Source organism: Arcicella rosea (assembly GCF_014204325.1).
Lineage (GTDB): Bacteria > Bacteroidota > Bacteroidia > Cytophagales > Spirosomataceae > Arcicella > Arcicella rosea_A.
The window spans coordinates 45,037-65,171 of record NZ_JACHKT010000025.1 but is presented as its reverse complement, the minus strand read 5'-3'; the positions used below and the strand labels follow the sequence as shown (position 1 = coordinate 65,171).

At 31.9% G+C, this 20,135-nt stretch carries 16 protein-coding genes; 4 read left to right on the top strand and 12 right to left on the bottom strand.

Annotated features, from left to right (window positions below):
- Positions 1-507: 507 nt before the first annotated feature.
- A complete protein-coding gene (locus tag HNP25_RS15785) occupies positions 508-1,011 on the bottom strand; it encodes an FAD-binding protein (RefSeq protein ID WP_184135647.1) in 504 nt (167 codons plus the stop codon).
- A gap of 80 nt (positions 1,012-1,091) precedes the next feature.
- On the opposite strand from HNP25_RS15785, the gene yidD reads away from it, so the two are divergent.
- Positions 1,092-1,343 carry a membrane protein insertion efficiency factor YidD gene (gene yidD, locus HNP25_RS15780; protein WP_184135646.1) on the top strand — a complete coding sequence of 84 codons (252 nt, stop codon included), beginning with the start codon at positions 1,092-1,094 and terminating at the stop codon, positions 1,341-1,343.
- Positions 1,344-1,404: 61 nt separating this feature from the next.
- Positions 1,405-3,927 carry a M14 family metallopeptidase gene (locus HNP25_RS15775; protein ID WP_184135644.1) on the top strand — a complete coding sequence of 841 codons (2,523 nt, stop codon included), beginning with the start codon at positions 1,405-1,407 and terminating at the stop codon, positions 3,925-3,927.
- A 105-nt stretch (positions 3,928-4,032) separates the two neighbouring features.
- On the opposite strand, the gene HNP25_RS15770 is transcribed toward HNP25_RS15775, so the two are convergent.
- From HNP25_RS15770 to HNP25_RS15755, 4 genes are all read right to left on the bottom strand, one after another.
- Positions 4,033-4,812, bottom strand: coding sequence for a hypothetical protein (locus HNP25_RS15770; RefSeq protein ID WP_184135642.1), 780 nt, complete (start codon positions 4,810-4,812; stop codon positions 4,033-4,035).
- A complete protein-coding gene (locus HNP25_RS15765; protein ID WP_229202888.1) occupies positions 4,799-5,419 on the bottom strand; it encodes a glycosyltransferase family 2 protein in 621 nt (206 codons plus the stop codon). Before HNP25_RS15765 ends, HNP25_RS15770 begins: the two co-directional genes overlap by 14 nt.
- Before the next feature lie 146 nt (positions 5,420-5,565).
- Entirely contained in the window at positions 5,566-7,197 is a 1,632-nt protein-coding gene (locus HNP25_RS15760; RefSeq protein ID WP_184135639.1) for a M1 family metallopeptidase, read from the bottom strand.
- A gap of 312 nt (positions 7,198-7,509) precedes the next feature.
- On the bottom strand, positions 7,510-8,448 hold the full coding sequence (locus tag HNP25_RS15755) for a hydrogen peroxide-inducible genes activator (protein ID WP_184135637.1): 939 nt from the start codon (positions 8,446-8,448) through the stop codon (positions 7,510-7,512).
- A 195-nt stretch (positions 8,449-8,643) separates the two neighbouring features.
- Here HNP25_RS15755 and HNP25_RS15750 point away from each other — a divergent pair, with 195 nt between their 5' ends.
- Positions 8,644-9,186 (top strand): peroxiredoxin, encoded by a 543-nt coding sequence (locus HNP25_RS15750; protein ID WP_184135635.1) that lies wholly within the window; start codon positions 8,644-8,646, stop codon positions 9,184-9,186.
- 63 nt (positions 9,187-9,249) lie between these two features.
- The gene (locus HNP25_RS15745; RefSeq protein ID WP_184135634.1) at positions 9,250-9,834 is read left to right on the top strand and encodes a carboxymuconolactone decarboxylase family protein; all 585 of its coding nucleotides are present in this window, start codon (positions 9,250-9,252) and stop codon (positions 9,832-9,834) included.
- Between the two features lie 55 nt (positions 9,835-9,889).
- Here the strand turns inward: HNP25_RS15745 and HNP25_RS15740 are convergent, their stop codons facing one another.
- The 7 genes from HNP25_RS15740 to HNP25_RS15710 form a co-directional block, all read right to left on the bottom strand.
- On the bottom strand, positions 9,890-10,930 hold the full coding sequence (locus HNP25_RS15740; protein WP_184135632.1) for an alginate O-acetyltransferase AlgX-related protein: 1,041 nt from the start codon (positions 10,928-10,930) through the stop codon (positions 9,890-9,892).
- Between the two features lie 168 nt (positions 10,931-11,098).
- A complete protein-coding gene (locus tag HNP25_RS15735) occupies positions 11,099-12,502 on the bottom strand; it encodes an MBOAT family O-acyltransferase (RefSeq protein ID WP_184135631.1) in 1,404 nt (467 codons plus the stop codon).
- Position 12,503: 1 nt separating this feature from the next.
- On the bottom strand, positions 12,504-15,155 hold the full coding sequence (locus HNP25_RS15730; RefSeq protein WP_184135629.1) for a hypothetical protein: 2,652 nt from the start codon (positions 15,153-15,155) through the stop codon (positions 12,504-12,506).
- A gap of 27 nt (positions 15,156-15,182) precedes the next feature.
- Entirely contained in the window at positions 15,183-16,286 is a 1,104-nt protein-coding gene (gene glf / locus HNP25_RS15725) for a UDP-galactopyranose mutase (protein WP_184135628.1), read from the bottom strand.
- A gap of 15 nt (positions 16,287-16,301) precedes the next feature.
- Positions 16,302-17,042 (bottom strand): glycosyltransferase family 2 protein, encoded by a 741-nt coding sequence (locus HNP25_RS15720; protein WP_184135626.1) that lies wholly within the window; start codon positions 17,040-17,042, stop codon positions 16,302-16,304.
- A gap of 264 nt (positions 17,043-17,306) precedes the next feature.
- Positions 17,307-18,431, bottom strand: a complete 1,125-nt coding sequence (locus HNP25_RS15715; RefSeq protein ID WP_184135625.1) for an acyltransferase family protein — start codon at positions 18,429-18,431, stop codon at positions 17,307-17,309.
- A complete protein-coding gene (locus HNP25_RS15710) occupies positions 18,432-20,066 on the bottom strand; it encodes a hypothetical protein (protein ID WP_184135623.1) in 1,635 nt (544 codons plus the stop codon).
- Positions 20,067-20,135 lie beyond the last annotated feature (69 nt).

Genomic DNA, 20,135 nt, shown 5'->3' with positions numbered 1-20,135 from the left:
ATTTCAAGTTCAGCTTTTGATACAGGATTTTGGAGAGCGTTACACTTATAGGGTTTGCGTGCAAAAAAATTAATATCCTTTTTGTAACCAGTATAACCGCCATTAGTATGTAAAAACACCTTAATGAACGATAAACAGACAATTAGTAATAGCGATATGTATTTTGCTCTTTTCACTAATACAAAAGTACGACGCTAATATTACCTACACTTTTCTATAATTTAAAATTAATATTAAGAAATTATTAACATAATTAATGTGCAATCGTCAGTAGTATAAAATATAATGAGTCAGCAACATCTAAATAAATGTAGTTTTAAGCTATTGTTTATCTTTTAAAAATCAATTGGGGGAATAAAACAGCCTAAAAAAATTCATCATACGGTAAACAAATATTTAACCGTACATTGAATTCATTTTATACTTAAACTCATAAAACCACAAATTTTTAGAAAAAATCATTGTGGTTTTATGAGTTTCCCCTTTAGCCATTGAAAATATTTTTCTTCAAGAATTCATTTTGGAATTTACCAGCTCACCAGCAGCATTGACAAATTCAAAAGCAACAACAGCCGTTGATAAATTTCCATTTTTCACACCAGAACCATGTGTAGCAGTAGCAAAAGCACCCACCATAAAAATATGTGCCAAGGATGCTAAATTATGAAGTTCATAACCGTTTTCTTCTAAATAAGGGGCTAATTCTCCGTATTTAATGCCTCCTTCTACGGTAACAGTATTGGCTTTTTTATCAAGCGAAACTACTTTATCAAAATCTCTCAGTGAAATTTGATTTTCTTCACTATCAGCAATTATATTGAATGAATGGCGAGAACCCAATGCTTTTAGGCTATCGCATTTCTTTACAATTTCTTGTACTTCTTCAACCGTCTTTGGATAATACACGTTTTCTTCACTATATTCTAAATTTTCTGCCCAGTTTTTCAAGTTCGTTTTGGGTTTTGTTTGGCAAGCAACAAATCGTGAAAGTATGACGCCACCTACCAACATCAAACCAACATTTTAATGATTTTCAAATCGCTGATAATTATTTTACTAGAGCTTGTTACCTTTGATAAAAGAATACAACAATGACCAACCTTCCCAGTAAAATCCTTATCGTTTTAGTACGCATATATCAAGGAATTATTTCGCCATATTTTCCGAATGCTTGTCGTTATACGCCTACTTGTTCACAGTATATGATAGAAGCCATTCAGATTTGGGGATTTTGGAAAGGTTTTCGTTTAGGAATGAAACGGTTTGCTTCTTGCCATCCTTGGGGCGGTAGCGGTCATGACCCAGTACCGCTTAAATCTTGTTGTGAAAAAAAGGATATTTGATTTTTTAGGAAGCTTTTTCTTTCTATTTTTGGTTTGAATCCATTCATCAAACCTTAATATCATGCTCAAAAATCTATTACTTCACGTATTTTTGCTGTTAAGTATCTGTGCATCAGCACAAAGTAAACTACAATCTCCTGAAGAATTCCTGAACTTCAAAAAAGGCGAACGCTTCCTCAGACATCACCAAGTAGTAAGTTATTACGAATATGTGGCTCGTCAGAACCCAAACCAAGTAAAATTAATTCAATATGGTTCAACCAACGAAGGTCGCCCATTGATGATTGCCATCTTGGCTTCACCAGAAAATTTTGCTCAATTAGAGGAAATCAGAACCAATAATTTAAAATCAATTGGTTTATTAGAAGGAAAACCAACTAAAAAACAACCCGCTATTGCTTGGTTGAGTTACAATGTTCATGGAAATGAATCATGTGGAACAAGTACTGCTCCTTTTACTTTATACGAATTGATGAATGCTTCTAACGAGCGTTCAAAAGCGATTTTGGCAAATACTGTAGTGATTCTTGACCCAAGTATTAATCCAGATGGATACGACCGTTATGTAAACTTTTATAATCAAAAAGTAGGTGCGGTTTATAATCCAAATCCTGCGGCGATTGAACACGCTGAACCTTGGCCGGGTGGACGTTTCAATCATTATTTATTTGATTTGAACCGTGACTGGGCTTGGCAAACACAAAAAGAATCGCAAGAAAGACTAACAATGTATCGTCAATGGATGCCACATCTTCATGCCGATTTTCATGAACAAGGTGTTGAAAACCCATATTACTTCGCTCCTTCTGCAAAACCATATCATGAAGATATTACTGGTTGGCAGAGAGAATTCCAGAAAATTCTTGGTGACTATAACAAACGTGATTTTGATAAAAATGGTTGGTTGTATTTCTCTAAAGAACGTTTTGATTTATTGTATCCATCTTATGGCGATACTTATCCAACTTACAACGGTGCTTTTGGTATGACTTACGAACAAGGTGGTGGCGGAAGAGGTGGTTTAGGAATCACTAAAAGAGATGGCGACACACTTACATTGAAGCAAAGAATTGACCATCACTTCAGTACTTCTTTTGCTTGTTTAGAAGCCGTTTCTGCTAATGCTGATAAAGCAGTAACAGAATTCATTAAGTTCTTTGACAACGCACAGAAAAATCCAGTTGGGCAATACAAATCGTTTGTTTTCAAAACAAAAGGTAATGAAAGTAGAACCCGTGAGTTTTTAAGTTTCCTTGACCGTGAAAACTTTCAATATGGAATTGCTGGCAAAGGTTTAGTAGCTGCTGGTTATAGTTATCAAGATGATAAAAATGTAGGTTTTAGTATCGACCCAGACGATATTGTCATTAACCTTTTCCAACCACGTTCTACTTTCTTGAAGATTTTATTAGAACCAAAAACGATGGTAGAAGATTCTGTAACCTATGATATTACTTCATGGTCGTTGCCTTATGCTTACGGACTAAGTGCTTTTGCGGTAAAAGATAAAATTACTCCAGCACCAAAACCACAATTTACACCAGCCGCTGCTAAAGTTGAAAAACCTTATGCTTATTTGGTAAAATGGCAAGCTTTCAGCGAATTGAAATTATTAGCTTCTTTGTTGAAAAAAGGTATTAAAGTACGTTCAGCAGCCAAACCTTTTGAAATTGAAAATCAAACTTACAATGAAGGAACGCTTGTAATTACTCGTTCTGGAAATGAACGTTTGGGAGATTCATTCGATAAAATTGTGCAAGCAGAAGCAGAAAGATTACAAGTAAATCTTTACGCTGTTTCTACAGGAATGTCAACAAAAGGTTCAGACTTTGGTTCTGACAATGTAGCTTATTTGGATGCTCCAAAAGTAGCAATTGTTTCAGGTGATGGCGTTTCTCCAACTTCTTTTGGTGGTACTTGGCATTTCTTTGATAAGCAAATTGAATATCCAACTACCATCATTGGCGAGAATACTTTAGGAACAGTTGATTTATCAAAATTTAATGTCTTGATTTTAGTAGATGGTCGTTACAACAAAATTTTAGATGATAAAACCCTTGCTAAAGTAAAAGATTGGGTTCGTGCTGGTGGTAAATTAATAGCAGTTCAAGGTGCATTAAATGCGTTGGCAGGCAAAGATGGTTTTGAATTAAAGCATAAAGAAGAAGACAAGAAGAAAGATAAAGAAAAGGAAAATGAAGCAGCAAAACTAAAAGTTTATGCTAATGCTGAAAGAGAATCAGTTTCGGAAGAAACACCCGGAAGTATTTATAAACTTTCGATGGATAATACTCATCCTTTAGCTTTTGGCTACGACAAAACATATTACAGCTTAGTACTTGAAACATCCGACTTCCAATATCTTGCTGATGGCTGGAATGTTGGTGTAACTAAAACCAAAGATTTAGTAGCAGGTTATGCTGGTACAAAAGCACAAGATAAACTTAAAAATTCATTGATTTTTGGCACACAAGATTTAGGTCGTGGACAAATCGTTTACTTAGCCAACGACCCAATTTTCAGAGGTTTCTGGCAAAATGGTAAGTTGTTATTTGGTAATGCTGTGTTTGTTGTAGGGAACTAGTTTTAAAATAAGTTTATTAAAAATGCCTTTGTTCGTAATGAACAAAGGCATTTTTAATAATACAGTAATATCTAAATACCAACTTATCCACGGTTTTAGAAACAGCTATTTATGCCTAAACCAACAATCTTGTCTAAGTTCTTCAAACATTTTAAATACAGTATTGACAGGTTCTCCATGAATTAAATTTGAATTGAATTCGGTTCTTATAAGATAATTAAAAGCCCCCATATCTCCTGTGAATGCAGTTTTATTATCATGATTATAAGTTTCGTGTATATGCCAAAGCTTATTTAAAAATGGAAACATAACTTTAATATTTCCACCAATTATACCACAATTTAGAAGAATAGCGTCTTTAAATGTACTTTCATATAAGCAATAGCTGGGTATTTTACTCCGTAAGTGACTAGCATGCTCAATCATCCAATCGTTTTCGAGTAACTTAGGCTCATCACCACAAAAAATTGTATCAGGGTTTGTTAGCAATAACTTTTCTTTGAAAGGGTTTTTTACTGCTACCACATCTGAAACATCTGTTACAAAAATTTTTTCTATAACTTTTGAATGTATTTTTAAGAATTCTAAGTAAACAAAATAGCGAAATACGTTTGGATTAAATCGTGTATCGTACTTAATTTCAACAAAAGCTAAGTGGTCACTTTCAAAAGTTTTTTGAGTTTTTTCTGAAAAGTTATTATGAAATAAAATAGCTTTTAAATTTAGATTTTTTATAGATGTTGACCATTTTTCTACCAAGCCAAAATCATCATCTTGCAACGTATTATTACGATTTACATCAAAAATTCCAGTTATATGACAACCAAATATTAACTCTTTAGTAGTAATATCTGGATAGCTTAGAAAGGGATTAGCTAACGACATTGATTTTATTCTTCAGAGTTGAACAGAAACTAGTCGGAATGTTTCTGTAATAGATATAGGTTCTTAAATCTACTTTTTTTACTGCATATTTTTGGGCCGCACTCTCGTAAAAATAAGAATCTGCTGAATAAACATTTTGAAATTTTAAATTGATAAATACCTCCTTTTTTCCGAAAAGTGTTGCAAACAAAATACAATCATCTACATGAATAATTCTATTAAGATCGTATTTATCAGGTACATAATAATCATTATCGTTATCTACTATTGTTTTCGTGGTAGAGGCGATTAAGTCATTACCTTTTATTTCTCTTAAACAAGCCTGTAAATGATTTAACTTATATTCGTCGTCTGCATCCAGAATAGTAATATATTCACCTCGACTATATGATATTCCTCTGTTGATAGCATTTGACTGCCCACTATTTTTATGGCGTAGGTAAACTACTTTATCTTCATGTTGTTTTGCATAATCAAGCACTTGGTAATGTATATTGTTATTACTCCCATCATCAATAATAATGAGTTCAAAATCTTGAAAATCTTGATTAAGTACAGAATCTATCGCCCTTTTTACCAATACAAAATCGGTATTAAATACCGACATTAGTACAGAAATAACTATTTTATTATCCATATTGTAGTAACAAAGAATATTTTTTCAAAAGTAAGAACTACATTTAACAGTTATATTAAATTAGAATAATGTTAATGAATACAAATTTTAAATTTTGATAAATGAAATTAAATTATTTATATTTTTTTCACATTTACATAGAAATTCTCATCAACTTTTAGCTCATTAAGCCTTTTTAAGCTTTTCCATTCTGTACTTGGTTCAATGAATTGATATTTCCCTTTGGCATTTTCAATCTTTATTGGCATGTTGAAACCATCAATACAAGTCGTCCAGCGATAAGTAATTTCACCATTTTCTACTTTATACTCCAAGGTTGGAATTTTAGTGTTTCTGAGATATTGGTCGAATACTTTACTTAAATTAATTCCTGCTTTTTTACTGATGTAACTTTCAATTTGCTTTGTATCAACAGTTTGATGATAAAAGTCTTTATTGAGTCCAACCAAAATTTGTCTCCATTTTTCATCATTATCAATAATCTGACGAATAGTATGCAACATATTACCGCCTTTGTAATACATATCGCCAGAACCACTTTCATTCACTCCATAATCGCCGATAATGGGTTCTTGATTACCAATTAGTTTTCTACATCCTCTTACATAAGCCGCTCCTGCTTCTTTTCCAAAATGATATTCCGTGAAAAGACTTTCAGAATAATTGGTAAAACTTTCATGAATCCACATGTCGGCAATGTCTTTGTCGGTAATATTATTAGCAAACCATTCATGACCTGACTCGTGAATGATGATAAAATCCCATTTCAATCCCCAACCTGTTCCAGACAAATCTCTCCCTAAATAACCATTGGCAAATTTATTGCCATAGGTAACTGAACTTTGGTGTTCCATTCCCAAATATGATACTTGAACTAATTTGTATCCGTCTTCATAAAATGGATAAGGACCAAACCAATGTTCAAAAGCTTTAAGCATTAGTGGTACTTGTTTGAATTGTACTTTGGCTTTCTCTAAATCTTCTGGCAAAACGTAATAATTACAATCTAAATCTCCTCTTAAACCTTTATACTTTTCTGAGAAATGTACATAATTACCGATATTGATATTTACACCGTAATTATTGATAGGATTTGAAACAAACCAATCGAAAGTACGAGTATCATCTGGATTATCAATTACTCTCAACAATCTGCCATTTGAAATATCTTGCAGTTTTTTGGGAACAGTAATGGAAATGAGCATACTGTCGGCTTCGTCGTACATGTGGTCTTTACAAGGCCACCAAACGCTTGCTCCCAAACCTTGGCAGGAAGTAGTGATAAACCAATTCCCTTCTGAATCTTTTTTCCAAGAAAAACCACCATCCCAAGGCGGACGACGAGCAATTCTTGGCTTTCCTTCATAAAATACTTTGATAGATTCTGTTTTGCCAACGACTTGTTTTTTTTGAAGTTCAACAAAAAAGGCATTACCATCTCTTTTATATTTTAAAGCTTGTCCGTCTTGCTCAACTTTGGTGATTTGCATAGGATTTTGCAAATCAATTTGTATCGTTTGTGCTGGCTTCAATACTTTATAAGTAATTAAATTATTACCAGAAATAGTGCTATCATTGGGTTGAACTTTAACGCTAAGATGATAATACTGTAAATTCCACCAAGCTCTTTCAGGAGTGATACTCCCACGAAGTGTGTCTTGACGAGTATAAGTTTTTTTAGGTTGGAATAGCTGTGAAAATCCAAAAAAACTTTGGAGTATCAAGCATAGTGTGAGGATAGATTTCATTGTTTTTAGTTTATTGATTTTGGCGACTTTAGGATTTTAAGACTAAAGGACTTTAAGATTAAAAGATTTCCAGATTGACAATTTTAAAAGTTATTTTACACGATGAATTTGTAGAAGTTGAAAACTAAAAATAGCAAAATTAATGACAAAAAATCGCAAATTATATGTATAAATAAGTACCTTGCTTTTTAAAAAATTAGTCCTAAAGTCCTAAAGTCCTAAAGTCCTAAAGTCCTAAAGTCCTAAAGTCTTAAAGTCCTAAAGTCTTAAAGTCTTAAAGTCTTAAAGTCTTAAAGTCCTAAAGTCTTAAATCTAAGCAACTTCAATTATATTTCTTTTCTTTTCAACTGTTAATTCTTTAGGGATTGCTTCAAGAATACTTTCTTTCAACGCTTTTAAAATACCCATTTTTGCAAAATTTTTGTGAGCGACTAAACTTACTTCTCTTACAGGAGCTGGCGATTTGAAGTGTCGAATTAAGTTTAATCTATCTTCATCAAAATCCATCGTAGCCAATTCTGGTAAAATGGTAATTCCTTGATTTCTTTCAACCATTTTTCGAAGTGTTTCTAAACTTCCAGCCTGATATTCAAATTGATTTCTTCCGATAGACTTTCGTTTTAATTCACAAAGATTTTCAATTTGCGAACGCAAACAATGTCCTTCCTCTAAAAGCCATAATTCCTTTGGATTAATATCTTCCGAAATTGCATATTTTTTTTGATAAATCGCATTTTCTTTAGACACATACAACACTAATTCTTCATAAAAAATTGGATATTCCACAATATTTGGTTGTTGAAGTGGCGTTGCAATTAATCCCAAATCGAAATCATCATTTTTTAAACCGTGAACAATTCTGTCGGTTGTCAACTCTTTGATTTTCAGTTCAACATTTGGATATTTTTCAAGAAAACTAGCCAGAAAAAGTGGCAACAAATAAGGGGCAATAGTAGGAATAACGCCCAAACGAACTTCGCCAGTTACATCATGTTTTCCAGAATTTACAGCATCTTTGATTTTATAAAATTCAGCAATGGTAATGCGTGCCTGTTGAATAATTTCTAAACCAATTTGAGTGGTTACAACAGGTTGTCTGCTTCTGTCAAATATTTTTACGCCAAGTTCATCCTCTAGTTTTTGAATTTGCATACTCAAAGTAGGTTGAGTCACAAAACAACTGTCGGCAGCTTGCACAAAATTTCGATGATTTTCAACAGCAATTACATATTCTAATTGAGTAATAGTCATGTTATTAAAAGAAGTTATAAGGAATCTCTATGTAAATATCAATATTATCAATTTGTTTACAAAGAGATTAGTGAGCAACTTTGTAGTAGAAAATAAAATATTACTTTTCAAATACAGAAATACTTTATTTCTTTCTAAAAGAACTAAAAATTGTACAATTTCAATATTTAATTTAAACAGTAAAACAACAAAACGATGTTATCATTAGGTTCAACATTTCCAACATTCCAAAAAACTGCTGTAGTTTCTCTTGAAAAAGGAAAAGAGTTTCACGATATTACTTCAGAAGATCACAAAAATGCTGACAAATGGTTAGTAATGTTCTGGTGGCCAAAAGATTTTACTTTTGTTTGTCCTACAGAAATTGCTGCTTTCAATGCAAAATACGATGATTTCTCTGACCGTGATGCTTATTTAGTTGGAGCTTCTACTGACTCAGAATTTGTTCACTTGGCTTGGAGAAATAATCACGATGATCTTCGTGGATTAAAATTCCCAATGTTAGCTGATACTTCTAAATCTTTAGCAGAAGAATTAGGAATTTTAGAAGCAAACGAAAAAATCGCTTACCGTGTTACTTATATTGTTGACCCACAAGGAATTATCCGTTGGGTATGTGCTAACGATTTATCTGTTGGCCGTAACGTTGACGAAGTATTAAGAGTTTTGGATGCACTTCAAACAGACGAACTTTGTCCTTGTAACTGGAAACAAGGCGAAGAAACTTTATCAGCTTAATTTCCTGATTAAGAGGCTTTATTGATTAAAGCCTCTTAATTTTCATCCCTTCAAATAAAAATCATGTTCGGAACAGTTAGTGAAACTAAAAATAATTTGTTGGCTGAAGTAAATCTTCCTTCAACATTTGAAAGTCTATTCCTTGATCGCTTAAACACAGCCGACCACCGTTATATCAAAGATCTTAAAATCAATGTTTCTAATGCTTTAAAAGCACAAACTTTGAAAGAAAAAGAAGCAATCTTGTTAGCACTTTCTGTGGCTATCAACGAAAAATCAAGTACTTTGATTACCGCATTGGAAGAGCTTGCAAAAAGCAAAGGAGCTGAAGAAAAAGAACTTTTGGAAGTTGCTTCTTGTGTGTCTTTGATGAATGCAAACAATGTATTGTATCGTTTCCGCCATTTTATGGATAAAGAATCTTATAACAATATTCCTGCGGGCGTTAGGATGTCAATCATGATGAATCCTGTGCTTGGTAAAGAATTCTTTGAATTATTGAGCTTGGTCATTTCAGCGATTAATGGTTGCGAAATGTGTGTTACTTCACACGAAGCATCCGTAAAATCTCATGGTGCTACCGAACAGCGTATATTTGATGCCGTTCGATTAGGAGCCGTTATCAAAAGCTTTATTACTTTATTGTAATTGCTATAACCACTTTAATAACCGCTAAATAGGAGTCAGACTAAAGTTTGGCTCTTTATTTTTTTAGATTATTTTCTACGATAATCTGCTGATTGATAATATCTAACCAAACATTTCTTCCTGTACAATTCCAATGCGTATCACTTTTTAAATAATACTTTTCAGGTGACTTTTTGAAGATAGTATAAGTATCAATCACAGGAACTTCCAAAGCTGAATGATTTTGAATTCGCTCAATCAAATGATTATATTTCCCCAAATCGGGCGACTGTACACTTACTTTATTCGGAATAATTGATAAATAAACTTCATCGAAACCTGCTTTTAAATACTTTGCTCTACTTCGATTCGCATGAGTAACAAAAGTGTCAATCAGTGCATCTGTAACAGGAAAAAAAGCTGAGCGTCCATGCGTACTGTCGGCTTCTTCCATGTAATATAAATGCTGTTTATCTTTTGATAGAATCACTTTTGTTTCAATTCTGTCGAATAAAATTAAATTCATTTTTGCTTTTAATTCTCTAAACCAAAGGAAAATATCGTAATTGAAAAGCGTATGTTCTAGTCGTTCTTCAGTTCCTGGAGGAAATAACACGGAACTCATTTTTTCCCATCCACGAACTATTTTTTTACGAAAACTAAGGTTAGTATTCTCTGTATTTATTACTGGTTTTTCAATGCTAAAATTATCAACATCTTCTGAAAGATGTTCTTTCGCTGCTCTTTCTACCGATTCTAAAATTAAAATATTTCTTTTTGTACTGTCTAATTGAATATTTGCTTCGTTTGCCCAATGTGTGTAAAGGTATTTACTAGCATTAAAATCGGTTTTATTGACTCTCGCTTCTTCGGCAAAACTATCACCAATAATATACAAATTCACCTTAGAAGTATCATTTGCCAATGACTTTCCTTCTTCATGACAATTAGTAGTTCGTTCTTTAAACTGAGGTAAATAAGAAAGTCGATATAAATCTCCAAAACGGTAATCGTCTGGAAACAATTTTGTATTGAAGTAAATAACAGGAAAGTAAGCTTGCAACCACAAGAAAATGGCAACAAGTAATACAATATATTTTAATGCACTTTTTAACATAACTATATTAATTAGGCTTTCGGAAATCGGATTTCAGCTTTCGGGTTTTGGTTTTAAAGCTATGTATTCAGTCCTCAGTTGTTGGTTTGGGGATGCAAGATTTTATTTTTATTTATATCATCAGAAGTCTGACATCCGAAAGCTGCAATCCGATTTCCGAAAGCCCATTTAAAATTGAAAATAGATAAAATTATTGGTATTGAATACTCCAAAGAAATAGACTAAAATCATCAACAGAGAGATTAAACTGTAAAATCTAGCATTACTTTCGGTGTTGATGTAAAAACATTTCAATTCCTTCCATAATAATAATCCAATCAATCCTAATGAAAACAGTATTTCGATATTATTCAATGGAGATTCTAACGAATCATTTACTGAAAAGAGTGATATTTTTTTCAAAATCAATAAAGCATCTCTAGTATCTTTTGCTCTGAAAAACACCCAAGCCAACATCACCAATACAAAAGTTGAAATTAGATTAATCGTTTTTCCTAAAGTATTGTCTGGCAAAATCAACTTTGGAAAATACTTATTTCTAGCGGATGCGATAATCAAGTAAAAACCATGCAAAGACCCCCAAATCACGAAAGTCCACTGAGCACCATGCCACAACCCACTAATCATAAAAACAATAAATTGGTTAAAATATCTTCGCCATTCGGCTACTCTATTTCCGCCAATCGGGATATACAAATAGTCACGAAACCAAGTAGAAAGTGAAATGTGCCATCTACGCCAAAATTCAGAAATGGATTTAGAAAAATAAGGACTTTTAAAATTTTCCATCAATTCAAAACCCATCACTCTAGCCGAACCCAGAGCAATTTCTGAGTAACCAGAAAAGTCACAGTAAATCTGAAAAGTATAGAAAAAAGTAGCTACTAAAAGTGACAATCCATTTTTTTCGGAGGGATTGTTATAAGCCGAATCTACAACCATCGCCAGTCTATCAGCAATGACTACTTTCTTAAATAAACCCCAAGCCATCATCATCAATCCACTTTTAGTTTTTTCCCAATTGAATTGATGTTTTTCATAAAACTGATGAATTACATTTTGCGGTCTTTCGATAGGCCCAGCAACCAATTGCGGATAAAACATTACATAAAGTGCATAAATCCCAAAATGCCGTTCTGCTTTTTGATTACCACGATATACTTCAATGGTATAACTCATCGCCTGAAAAGTATGGAAAGAAAGTCCAATTGGCAATAAAATCTTGAGATAAGGCGCTGGATTTCTGACCTCAATCAAATGTAAAAGATAAGAAAGATTGGTATTGAAGAAATTATAATATTTGAAAATCGCTAGAATTCCAATGTTAGAAATCAAGCTGACTATCAGCAATAATTTTCTGTTTGAACCTTTCGATTGTTCAATATAAATTCCAGCAAAATAATCAATGACAATCGTAAAAAAGAGTATTAAAATATAGATTGGCATAAAAACCATGTAGAAATAGCAACTCGCAAAAAGTAATAATCGCCAGCGACCACTCCAACCCAAAGACCAATAGCCAAGTGTAACAATGATAAAGAAAATTAAAAAATGAATAGAATTAAAAAGCATATTAACGAAGTTTCACCGACCAATTTTCTAAAGCAGCAGGCGTTGTTATGTCAATGATTAATTTTTGATACGATTCTGAATAAGTAAGTACTGGATGATAGCTTGAAATTATTGGCATACCGCCAACATAACCTCCATTTTCATCAAAAAAACGATAAGTAGTATAGCTGTTTGTTAAAGCAAAATACTTTCCTCCAACACCCAAATTATAATATTTCAAACGTTTTACGCCAAAGGTTTCCTCTTTAATCGTAAACATTTCTCTTTCTGATTTATCAATGACTGTCACATCTTTGCCATCACTTCTCATAATTACCCAATCTGTATTGCGTTGATCGGCACAAAGGAAGAATTTACTTTCAAAATTCGGACGTAATAATTGTTTCTTTTCGACGATTTTACCTGATAAATTTACAGAAAACAATTCACCGTTTTCACTGAGTACTTTAATGTGAATTCGTTCATTTGAACCTTCCAATAAAGCTGGGGCATTAAAAGTACGATTCAGTGTAATCGGAAAACCACTCGCCACATTTCCACTAGCATCTTGCAAAATCAGCTTTCCTTTTTTATCCAATAAAATAGCATATTCAATTCCTTTGATGATAACAGTTGAAATCGGCAAAATGTGTGGCGTACTATTTTTGGGTTTATGATATAAACTTAAAGTAAGCGATGTTTTATCAATTTTATAAGAAGCTGAATTAGAAGAAAATAATGTCAGATTTTGTTTTTTATCATCCTCTGCATCAAAAACAATAAAATCATGAATGGCTAATCCTGTATTATTTGAAATCGTTTTTACCTCAAATCCTTGAGCATTTCTGCTAAGAATATACACTTTATTAGCACTCGCTATCAACAATTGTTGCTGAGTATTTGGTAAAACGTTAACATTTTTAATTTCACCCACAATTCTTCCAGACAATTGATACGACCAAACTTTTTTACCCGCTTTCACATAATGAATTTGATTATCAGTTCCTTGCACAAAAGTTTCTTGCTTTTTGGTTAAAGGATTGGTAAAGTAAAATGGTTTTGACAAAGAATCAACCTGAATACTTGCCAGTTTTATCCATTTATTTGAATATTTCTTTGAAGATTCTACCAAAGAAATATTCTTAAATAAGCTAAGTTCTGTTTTGTCCTGAAGTATTTCAAAAATACTTACTTGAATACGGTTTAGCTGACTTTCATTCTCAGAAAATCTATTCGCCCAAGCATTTACTAAAGATTTTTTGAAGCCTAATAAAGCTCGATTCGTTTCTGAAATTAAGGTTAAATTAGAAGCTTTGCACTTTTTAACCAGTGCTTGATTTTTAGCAGAATTACTCCAAACATCACCTTTACTAATTGTCAATAAATAGCTCTGCATTGCCGACAAACTATTCGTGATGATTAAATAATTTTTATATTCTGTAAAATAACATTCTTCAAAGCCAGCAAAATATTCACCAAAAAGCATTGTGGGGAATTCTCTGATTCCTAAAGATTTAATGGTATAACCGCCATATTCAACACTTACAACATTGGCATTTTCTTCTTTTGAAACTTCAGCAGAAGTGTTTTTTAAAATATTGAAAAGTAATTTATTTCTAAGTACTAAAGCTTTGCCATTGAAAGTTTCATCGCCTTCGTCAAAACCTGTAAAAAGTATTTCACCTTCAAGATTTTGATAAATATCACTAAAATTTAGTTTGAAAGCAGCTTTAACCGTATTTCTCAGCACATTCAACTCCTTATTTTTAGAGAAATATTGTTGAAGACTTTCTTCAAATTTTGTAGTATTATCAAAAGGAATGTGCAGTAAAAATGAAGAAGTATTAGGAATCATACTTAAATCTTCCAGTTTTTTAGGACTTTGTCCTTCAAAAAGATTGTTATCTTTCAGTACACCAAAGGCCTTAATAACAGATTCATCTGACTGAAAACCCGTGAAATTATCGGAAAGTAAATTGACAAACTGCTTGGCTATTTTGCTTTTATCAACCGAAATTTTATTAATAAATCTAGCAATTGCCTGTTTGTTTAGATGAGTAGCTGTTATTGTAGAATCGTTTTGCAGCGTAAGTTCATCTGCAATTTCTTTAATCCAAGAGTTTTCGCTAGGCAAAATAGCTTCTTCAATTAAAATGCTTGAAGAGCTAAAAATGATAATATCATTCTGAATAAAAAAAGACAAAACAGATTTGGTAGCACTATCTATTACTTCAGCAATTCTTTGTCCACGAGTAGTATGATAAATAATGCGACTACCTGAAATATTTTCTTGCAGTCTTTTAATTTTATTTACTAAAGCAGAATCACTTTGATTTAGTGGTAAATAAGTGATATAATTCAAATCTTCTTTTGCTTCGGGCAGTAAGGCAAAATATAAGGTTTTATCTTGAATTAAATTTTGAATCTCTTCTTTAGAAAGTCCAATTTTCTGTAACAAATAAAACTGATTTTCAATACGAGAGAGTAAAGGAATCTGAGTAAAAACATGAGATTGAGGATTATCTGTCATCTCATTTGTTTCTAATAACAACAAAGTATTATCAGGCACAAAGCGTTTTAGCGTGCTTAGATAAGGGTTTTTCTTTTGAAAAAAAAGATAAGTAGCAATTCCTAAAATGGCTAATGCAAGGAAAAGTATTGCCTTATTTTTCATAGTTTTAACATTTTAATGGACAAAGAATTATCCAAAAATTGATTTCACTCTCACTAAAGCAGAAGCCACCACTTGGTGCATGTCATAATATTTATATTCAGCCAAGCGACCACCAAAAATCACTTCCTTTTCCTCAGAAGCCAAGGTACGATACCGCTTGAACATTTCCGTATTTTTATCATCGTTGATTGGATAATAGGCTTCCATACCTGAATCCCATTCGCATGGATATTCTTTCGTGACTACGGTTTTAGACTGTTTACCAAATTCAAAGTGCTTGTGTTCAATGATTCTTGTGAAAGGAATATCTGCTTCTGTATAATTGACAACGGCATTTCCTTGGTAATTCTCCTGGTCGAGTACTTCATTTTCAAAACGTAAACTTCTGTACTCTAATTTCCCGAAACAATAATCATAATACTCGTCGATATGACCCGTAAATACAATTTTATCGGCAATTGCTTGAAATGCTTCACGATTTGCAAAAAAATCTGTTGAAGTTTTTACTTCTATTCCCTTTAATAAACCTTCAGTCAATTTATTATAACCACCAATCGGAATACCTTGATATTTATCGTTAAAATAATTGTTATCAAAAGTAAATCTAAGTGGAAGCCTTTTGATGATAAATGCAGGAAGTTCGGTAGCTTTTCTTCCCCACTGTTTTTCGGTATAACCTTTTATTAATTTATGGTAAATATCTGTGCCAACTAAAGAAATTGCTTGTTCTTCAAGATTTTGCGGATCAGTAATACCTGAAGCAGCTACTTGTTCGTTGATTTTATCTTGAGCCTCTTGCGGTGTTTTTACTTTCCATAATTGATAAAAAGTATTCATATTGAAAGGTAAATTGTACAATTCACCTTCAAAATTAGCCAAGGGAGAGTTAGTATAACGATTAAATTCAACGAATGAATTTACATAATCCCAAATAGCTTTATCATTGGTATGAAAAATATGTGCACCATATTTATGAACATTGATGCCTTCTATTTCCTCACAATAAATATTCCCGCCAAGGTGAGTTCTTTTATCAATTACAAGACATTTTTTGCCTCTCTTATTAGCTTCATGAGCAAAAACAGCACCAAACAATCCAGCACCAACTATCACAAAATCGTATTGTTTCATAATTTCTCTGCTGTTCTATTTCAAGTTTTTAATTTTAGTATTGAGCGTAAGGCGGAAATCTAATAATTCATTGAACGATTGCCAACAAACTTTAAGCAATTTCATTTTACGGATTGAAACCTCACCAGTAGCTCTTTCTTTATGTACAATTGGAATATTAAATAATTCTTGTCCAGCCTTTTTAGCCATAATTGCTAAAAAAATATTTGGGGCAAATGGCACTGGATTTGGTAATTGAGCTAATAATTTCTTCAAGAAATTACCTTCAATTAATCTAAAAGGAATATTTGAGTCCATGATAAAAGTACCATAAACAAAAAACATACTATATCTTAAAATTCTAGTAATTAATAATCTGAAGGGATCGTCATGACGCACTTCTCTATGACCTAGAATAAATTTAGATTGGTGGCGTTTTTCCCAAAGTAGTTTTACATCCTCAGGAATAAACTGATCATCCGAATCTGTTTGAAAAATATATTCAGCCTCCAATTCAACAGCTTTACGATAGGCATGAACTACGGCATTACCATGGCCTCCATTAGGTTGATGAACAACAATAAGTTTAGGATAGAAAAGTTTTAGTTCATCTAAAATTTTACCAGTATTATCTTTGGAACCGTCATTCACTACAATAAGACGAGTATTTTCTGTTGCAAATCCATTTTCTAAAAGATTCGACCAGATTTTTACTACATCAGCCATACAATCTTGTTCATTGTAAGCAGGCATGACAATCGCTAATTTGATACTCATTCAGTTATTGGGGTAAAGCTAGATTAAGAAATTAAAATTTAAAAAGCTAATATAAATGAGTAGGATGGCAATCTCCTTTTGTGAATTAGTCAGTGTAAATCAGCACTTTAAATTCACAACTTTGACATACAATACACAACTCTTATCTAAGTATATCAACAAAGCTAAGCTTTCAAACCACAAAAATATCTAAAGCTAGGCACAAAACCGATTTTAGTTTAATACTTTATTGTTAATAAGCCATTTTTGATGATTTTTTATCAATTAATAAGTAAAATATTTTTTCAAATGATTAATTGGCTTCTCTACACAATACCAAGACAAACTTGCGAGAATTACGGTGAGCATTAGAAAGTATAATAATTCAAAGCCTAAATTAAGGGTGAAGTATGGAATAATTCTTTGAATTTTATGAAGACCTCTCAACACTATACTTGTCTGTGGCGTATGATAATAATTATAGACAAAATTATGATACAAATAAATTCCATAGCTTATACGTCCTAGATATTGACAAACCGAGTTTTCAAAAAACCATTTTACAAAACCAGAATATCCTGCAACAGCTTTGGCAATTAGGAAAAAGCAGAACAATGCACCCAAAAATCTTTCTACGACTAGCTTTCCAAAATTATCAACTTGTTGTGTTTGTTTTTGCTGAAAAATAATCAAAGCTACACAAATACAGTAAATGATGAAACTTATGATTAGCCATTTAGTATCTGCAATTTGGGCGAATACTTCATCCTTCTTAAAAGTGAAATAATAAGCCATTAAACCTCCCAAACCAAAACAATCAAGTGCAGTAGGCATCAATACATATTGAATTAACCACGGACTTCCATGAAAATAAAAGTAAAGTCTGAATCCAATTGAAATGGCTATCATTATCCATAACAATTTCAGATAATTGTGAGTCGGAAGAAAAAGAATTAAATAAGGAAAAACTAAATAATACTGTTCTTCAACAGCTAGAGACCAAAGGTGGTCGATTGTTCCCATCCAATGCTGATTGATGGCAATGTACAAATTAGTACTGTAAGTGAGGCACCAAACGAGAGTTTCACGAACGGGGGGAACATCAAAATAATACAAAGCAAAAATCGACAAGAAGTAAATGGGAAAAATTCTTATGCTACGACGGATGATAAACTGCTTTACAGAAAACCAATGACTTCTACCAAACTTGTCATCTTTTAGTTTACTTTGAATCAAAATTCTTGTTATCAAAAATCCACTCAAAACAAAAAACATTGTTACACCAAGATGTCCTAGAGGAAATGGGTTTCGCTCAGCCAACCAATGATCTACTAGCACTAAAGCTACTGCTAAAAAGCGTACTCCATCTAATTGCGAAAAATAGGTTTCTTTTGTTATTTTATTAGCCATTTACTTGATTAACAATGAATCGTTTAAATAATATGTTTGTCCTTTAGATTCTTCTTTAATCAATAAGCCTAATTGGTAACTACCAACATCAATCTGGCGTCTAGTAAAATTACCAATAAATCCTCTAGTCCATAAATGTCCAGTTTTCAAAAAGGTTTTCAAACTATTTCTACGTTGATTTGTTGGAAAAATATATTTTTTTTGGTCTGATTGCATGATTAAATACACATTGTAATTCTTTTTTGTAAAATCTTCAGTTTTATTTTCAATTGAATATAAAAAATCAGAAAATTTATGTATACTGAAATCTTTTTCCCAAATGGGAGCTTTGTTTATTGGCTTATTAAAAGTACTTAGTGATTGATCAAACCATAAAGGAGGTTTTTTATACACAAGTATATTGCCAACTAATCCATCATTCTTTTTTGCCATAATATCATTTGCAAGTCCACATATACGAGCTTTATTTAAACTCACTACATCATTATAGCTTTGAAAATCACTTATTAAATTATAACAAACAGCCATCAACAATAGTGGATAGAACAATTTGTTAGTTACATTGGCATTAAGATATAATAATAAATAATAGTAAAGATTAATAAAAAATAATATTGAATACAATCTATACCTACTAACTAATAATGAATTCATACCGTAATTAATTCTAGTTACTACAACTATGATGCTGGTAAAAAAAACAAACAAAACACCTCCCAATAAAAAAATCTCAGTGCTATTCAACGATTTCGTAGAAGAAAACAATTTGCTTTTAATGATTAACCTAAAAATAATTAATAAAGCTCCAATAAATAAAGTTAAACCAACAATAGCTGTAAATGTATATCTAAGTGGAGAACTATTGTAAATGTCAGCAATTGATCCTATAAATACAAAATGACCAAATATTATATCTTTGACTACGATTCCATCTAAATAATCTTTTGTTGAAGGAGAATTATATTCATAAAAATATCCACCAATCAAAATCAAAGTATAGATACTAAATAGAATAAAATATTTAATTCTATTTTGCAGAAGTAGTAAAATCAAAGTGACAATCAAACACAAAACTCCATTCCCACTTGAATAAATTGCTAAAAAAGCAACTAAAAAAGATAAATAAAAATGTAGCCGCTTATTAGTACTAATTAGATAAAACAAAATATAAGCTAATAAAATCACTCCATAATTTTGTATTGCAGCCATTCCCCAAAAGGAATTTTCAAATAATTGAGTATGAAAAACCAAAAATGGGATTGGTACAAAATACTTGAATTTCAATTTAAGGGTAAAGAATATAACAAAGTAAACAACTACAATTCCAACTAATAATAAATTACCAATTAGCATCATTAGGCGATAATCTAAATGCCCTTCAAAAAAATATATAATAATTGCGACAATGCGGTCTAACAAAATTCTATGTTCATTGTGTTGAGCAAAAAACAAAGCAATTTTTGTCCAAAAATCAGATTTTCCGTAAAAAGTGGAAATAGTAGAGTAAAAAGTGAAATCGTCTAAAAAGGGGATATTGATAGCGTACTCATTAAAAATGCTAAAAAAAAAGATAACTGGTGTGAAGGCTGATAAAACCCAAAATATATTGGAATTCCTAATATATTTAAAAATCATAGTCTGTATTATTATATGATGTTCTTCCTAAATGAATAAAGTTTAGATGTAATTATTCATTCAACTACT

Bases quoted from the DNA above. Each gene is read 5' to 3' on its own strand.
- HNP25_RS15785 (WP_184135647.1), bottom strand. From the start codon at position 1,011: ATGTTGGTAGGTGGCGTCATACTTTCACGATTTGTTGCTTGCCAAACA.
- yidD (WP_184135646.1), top strand. From the start codon at position 1,092: ATGACCAACCTTCCCAGTAAAATCCTTATCGTTTTAGTACGCATATAT.
- HNP25_RS15775 (WP_184135644.1), top strand. From the start codon at position 1,405: ATGCTCAAAAATCTATTACTTCACGTATTTTTGCTGTTAAGTATCTGT.
- HNP25_RS15770 (WP_184135642.1), bottom strand. From the start codon at position 4,812: ATGTCGTTAGCTAATCCCTTTCTAAGCTATCCAGATATTACTACTAAA.
- HNP25_RS15765 (WP_229202888.1), bottom strand. From the start codon at position 5,419: ATGTCGGTATTTAATACCGATTTTGTATTGGTAAAAAGGGCGATAGAT.
- HNP25_RS15760 (WP_184135639.1), bottom strand. From the start codon at position 7,197: ATGAAATCTATCCTCACACTATGCTTGATACTCCAAAGTTTTTTTGGA.
- HNP25_RS15755 (WP_184135637.1), bottom strand. From the start codon at position 8,448: ATGACTATTACTCAATTAGAATATGTAATTGCTGTTGAAAATCATCGA.
- HNP25_RS15750 (WP_184135635.1), top strand. From the start codon at position 8,644: ATGTTATCATTAGGTTCAACATTTCCAACATTCCAAAAAACTGCTGTA.
- HNP25_RS15745 (WP_184135634.1), top strand. From the start codon at position 9,250: ATGTTCGGAACAGTTAGTGAAACTAAAAATAATTTGTTGGCTGAAGTA.
- HNP25_RS15740 (WP_184135632.1), bottom strand. From the start codon at position 10,930: ATGTTAAAAAGTGCATTAAAATATATTGTATTACTTGTTGCCATTTTC.
- HNP25_RS15735 (WP_184135631.1), bottom strand. From the start codon at position 12,502: ATGCTTTTTAATTCTATTCATTTTTTAATTTTCTTTATCATTGTTACA.
- HNP25_RS15730 (WP_184135629.1), bottom strand. From the start codon at position 15,155: ATGAAAAATAAGGCAATACTTTTCCTTGCATTAGCCATTTTAGGAATT.
- glf (WP_184135628.1), bottom strand. From the start codon at position 16,286: ATGAAACAATACGATTTTGTGATAGTTGGTGCTGGATTGTTTGGTGCT.
- HNP25_RS15720 (WP_184135626.1), bottom strand. From the start codon at position 17,042: ATGAGTATCAAATTAGCGATTGTCATGCCTGCTTACAATGAACAAGAT.
- HNP25_RS15715 (WP_184135625.1), bottom strand. From the start codon at position 18,431: ATGGCTAATAAAATAACAAAAGAAACCTATTTTTCGCAATTAGATGGA.
- HNP25_RS15710 (WP_184135623.1), bottom strand. From the start codon at position 20,066: ATGATTTTTAAATATATTAGGAATTCCAATATATTTTGGGTTTTATCA.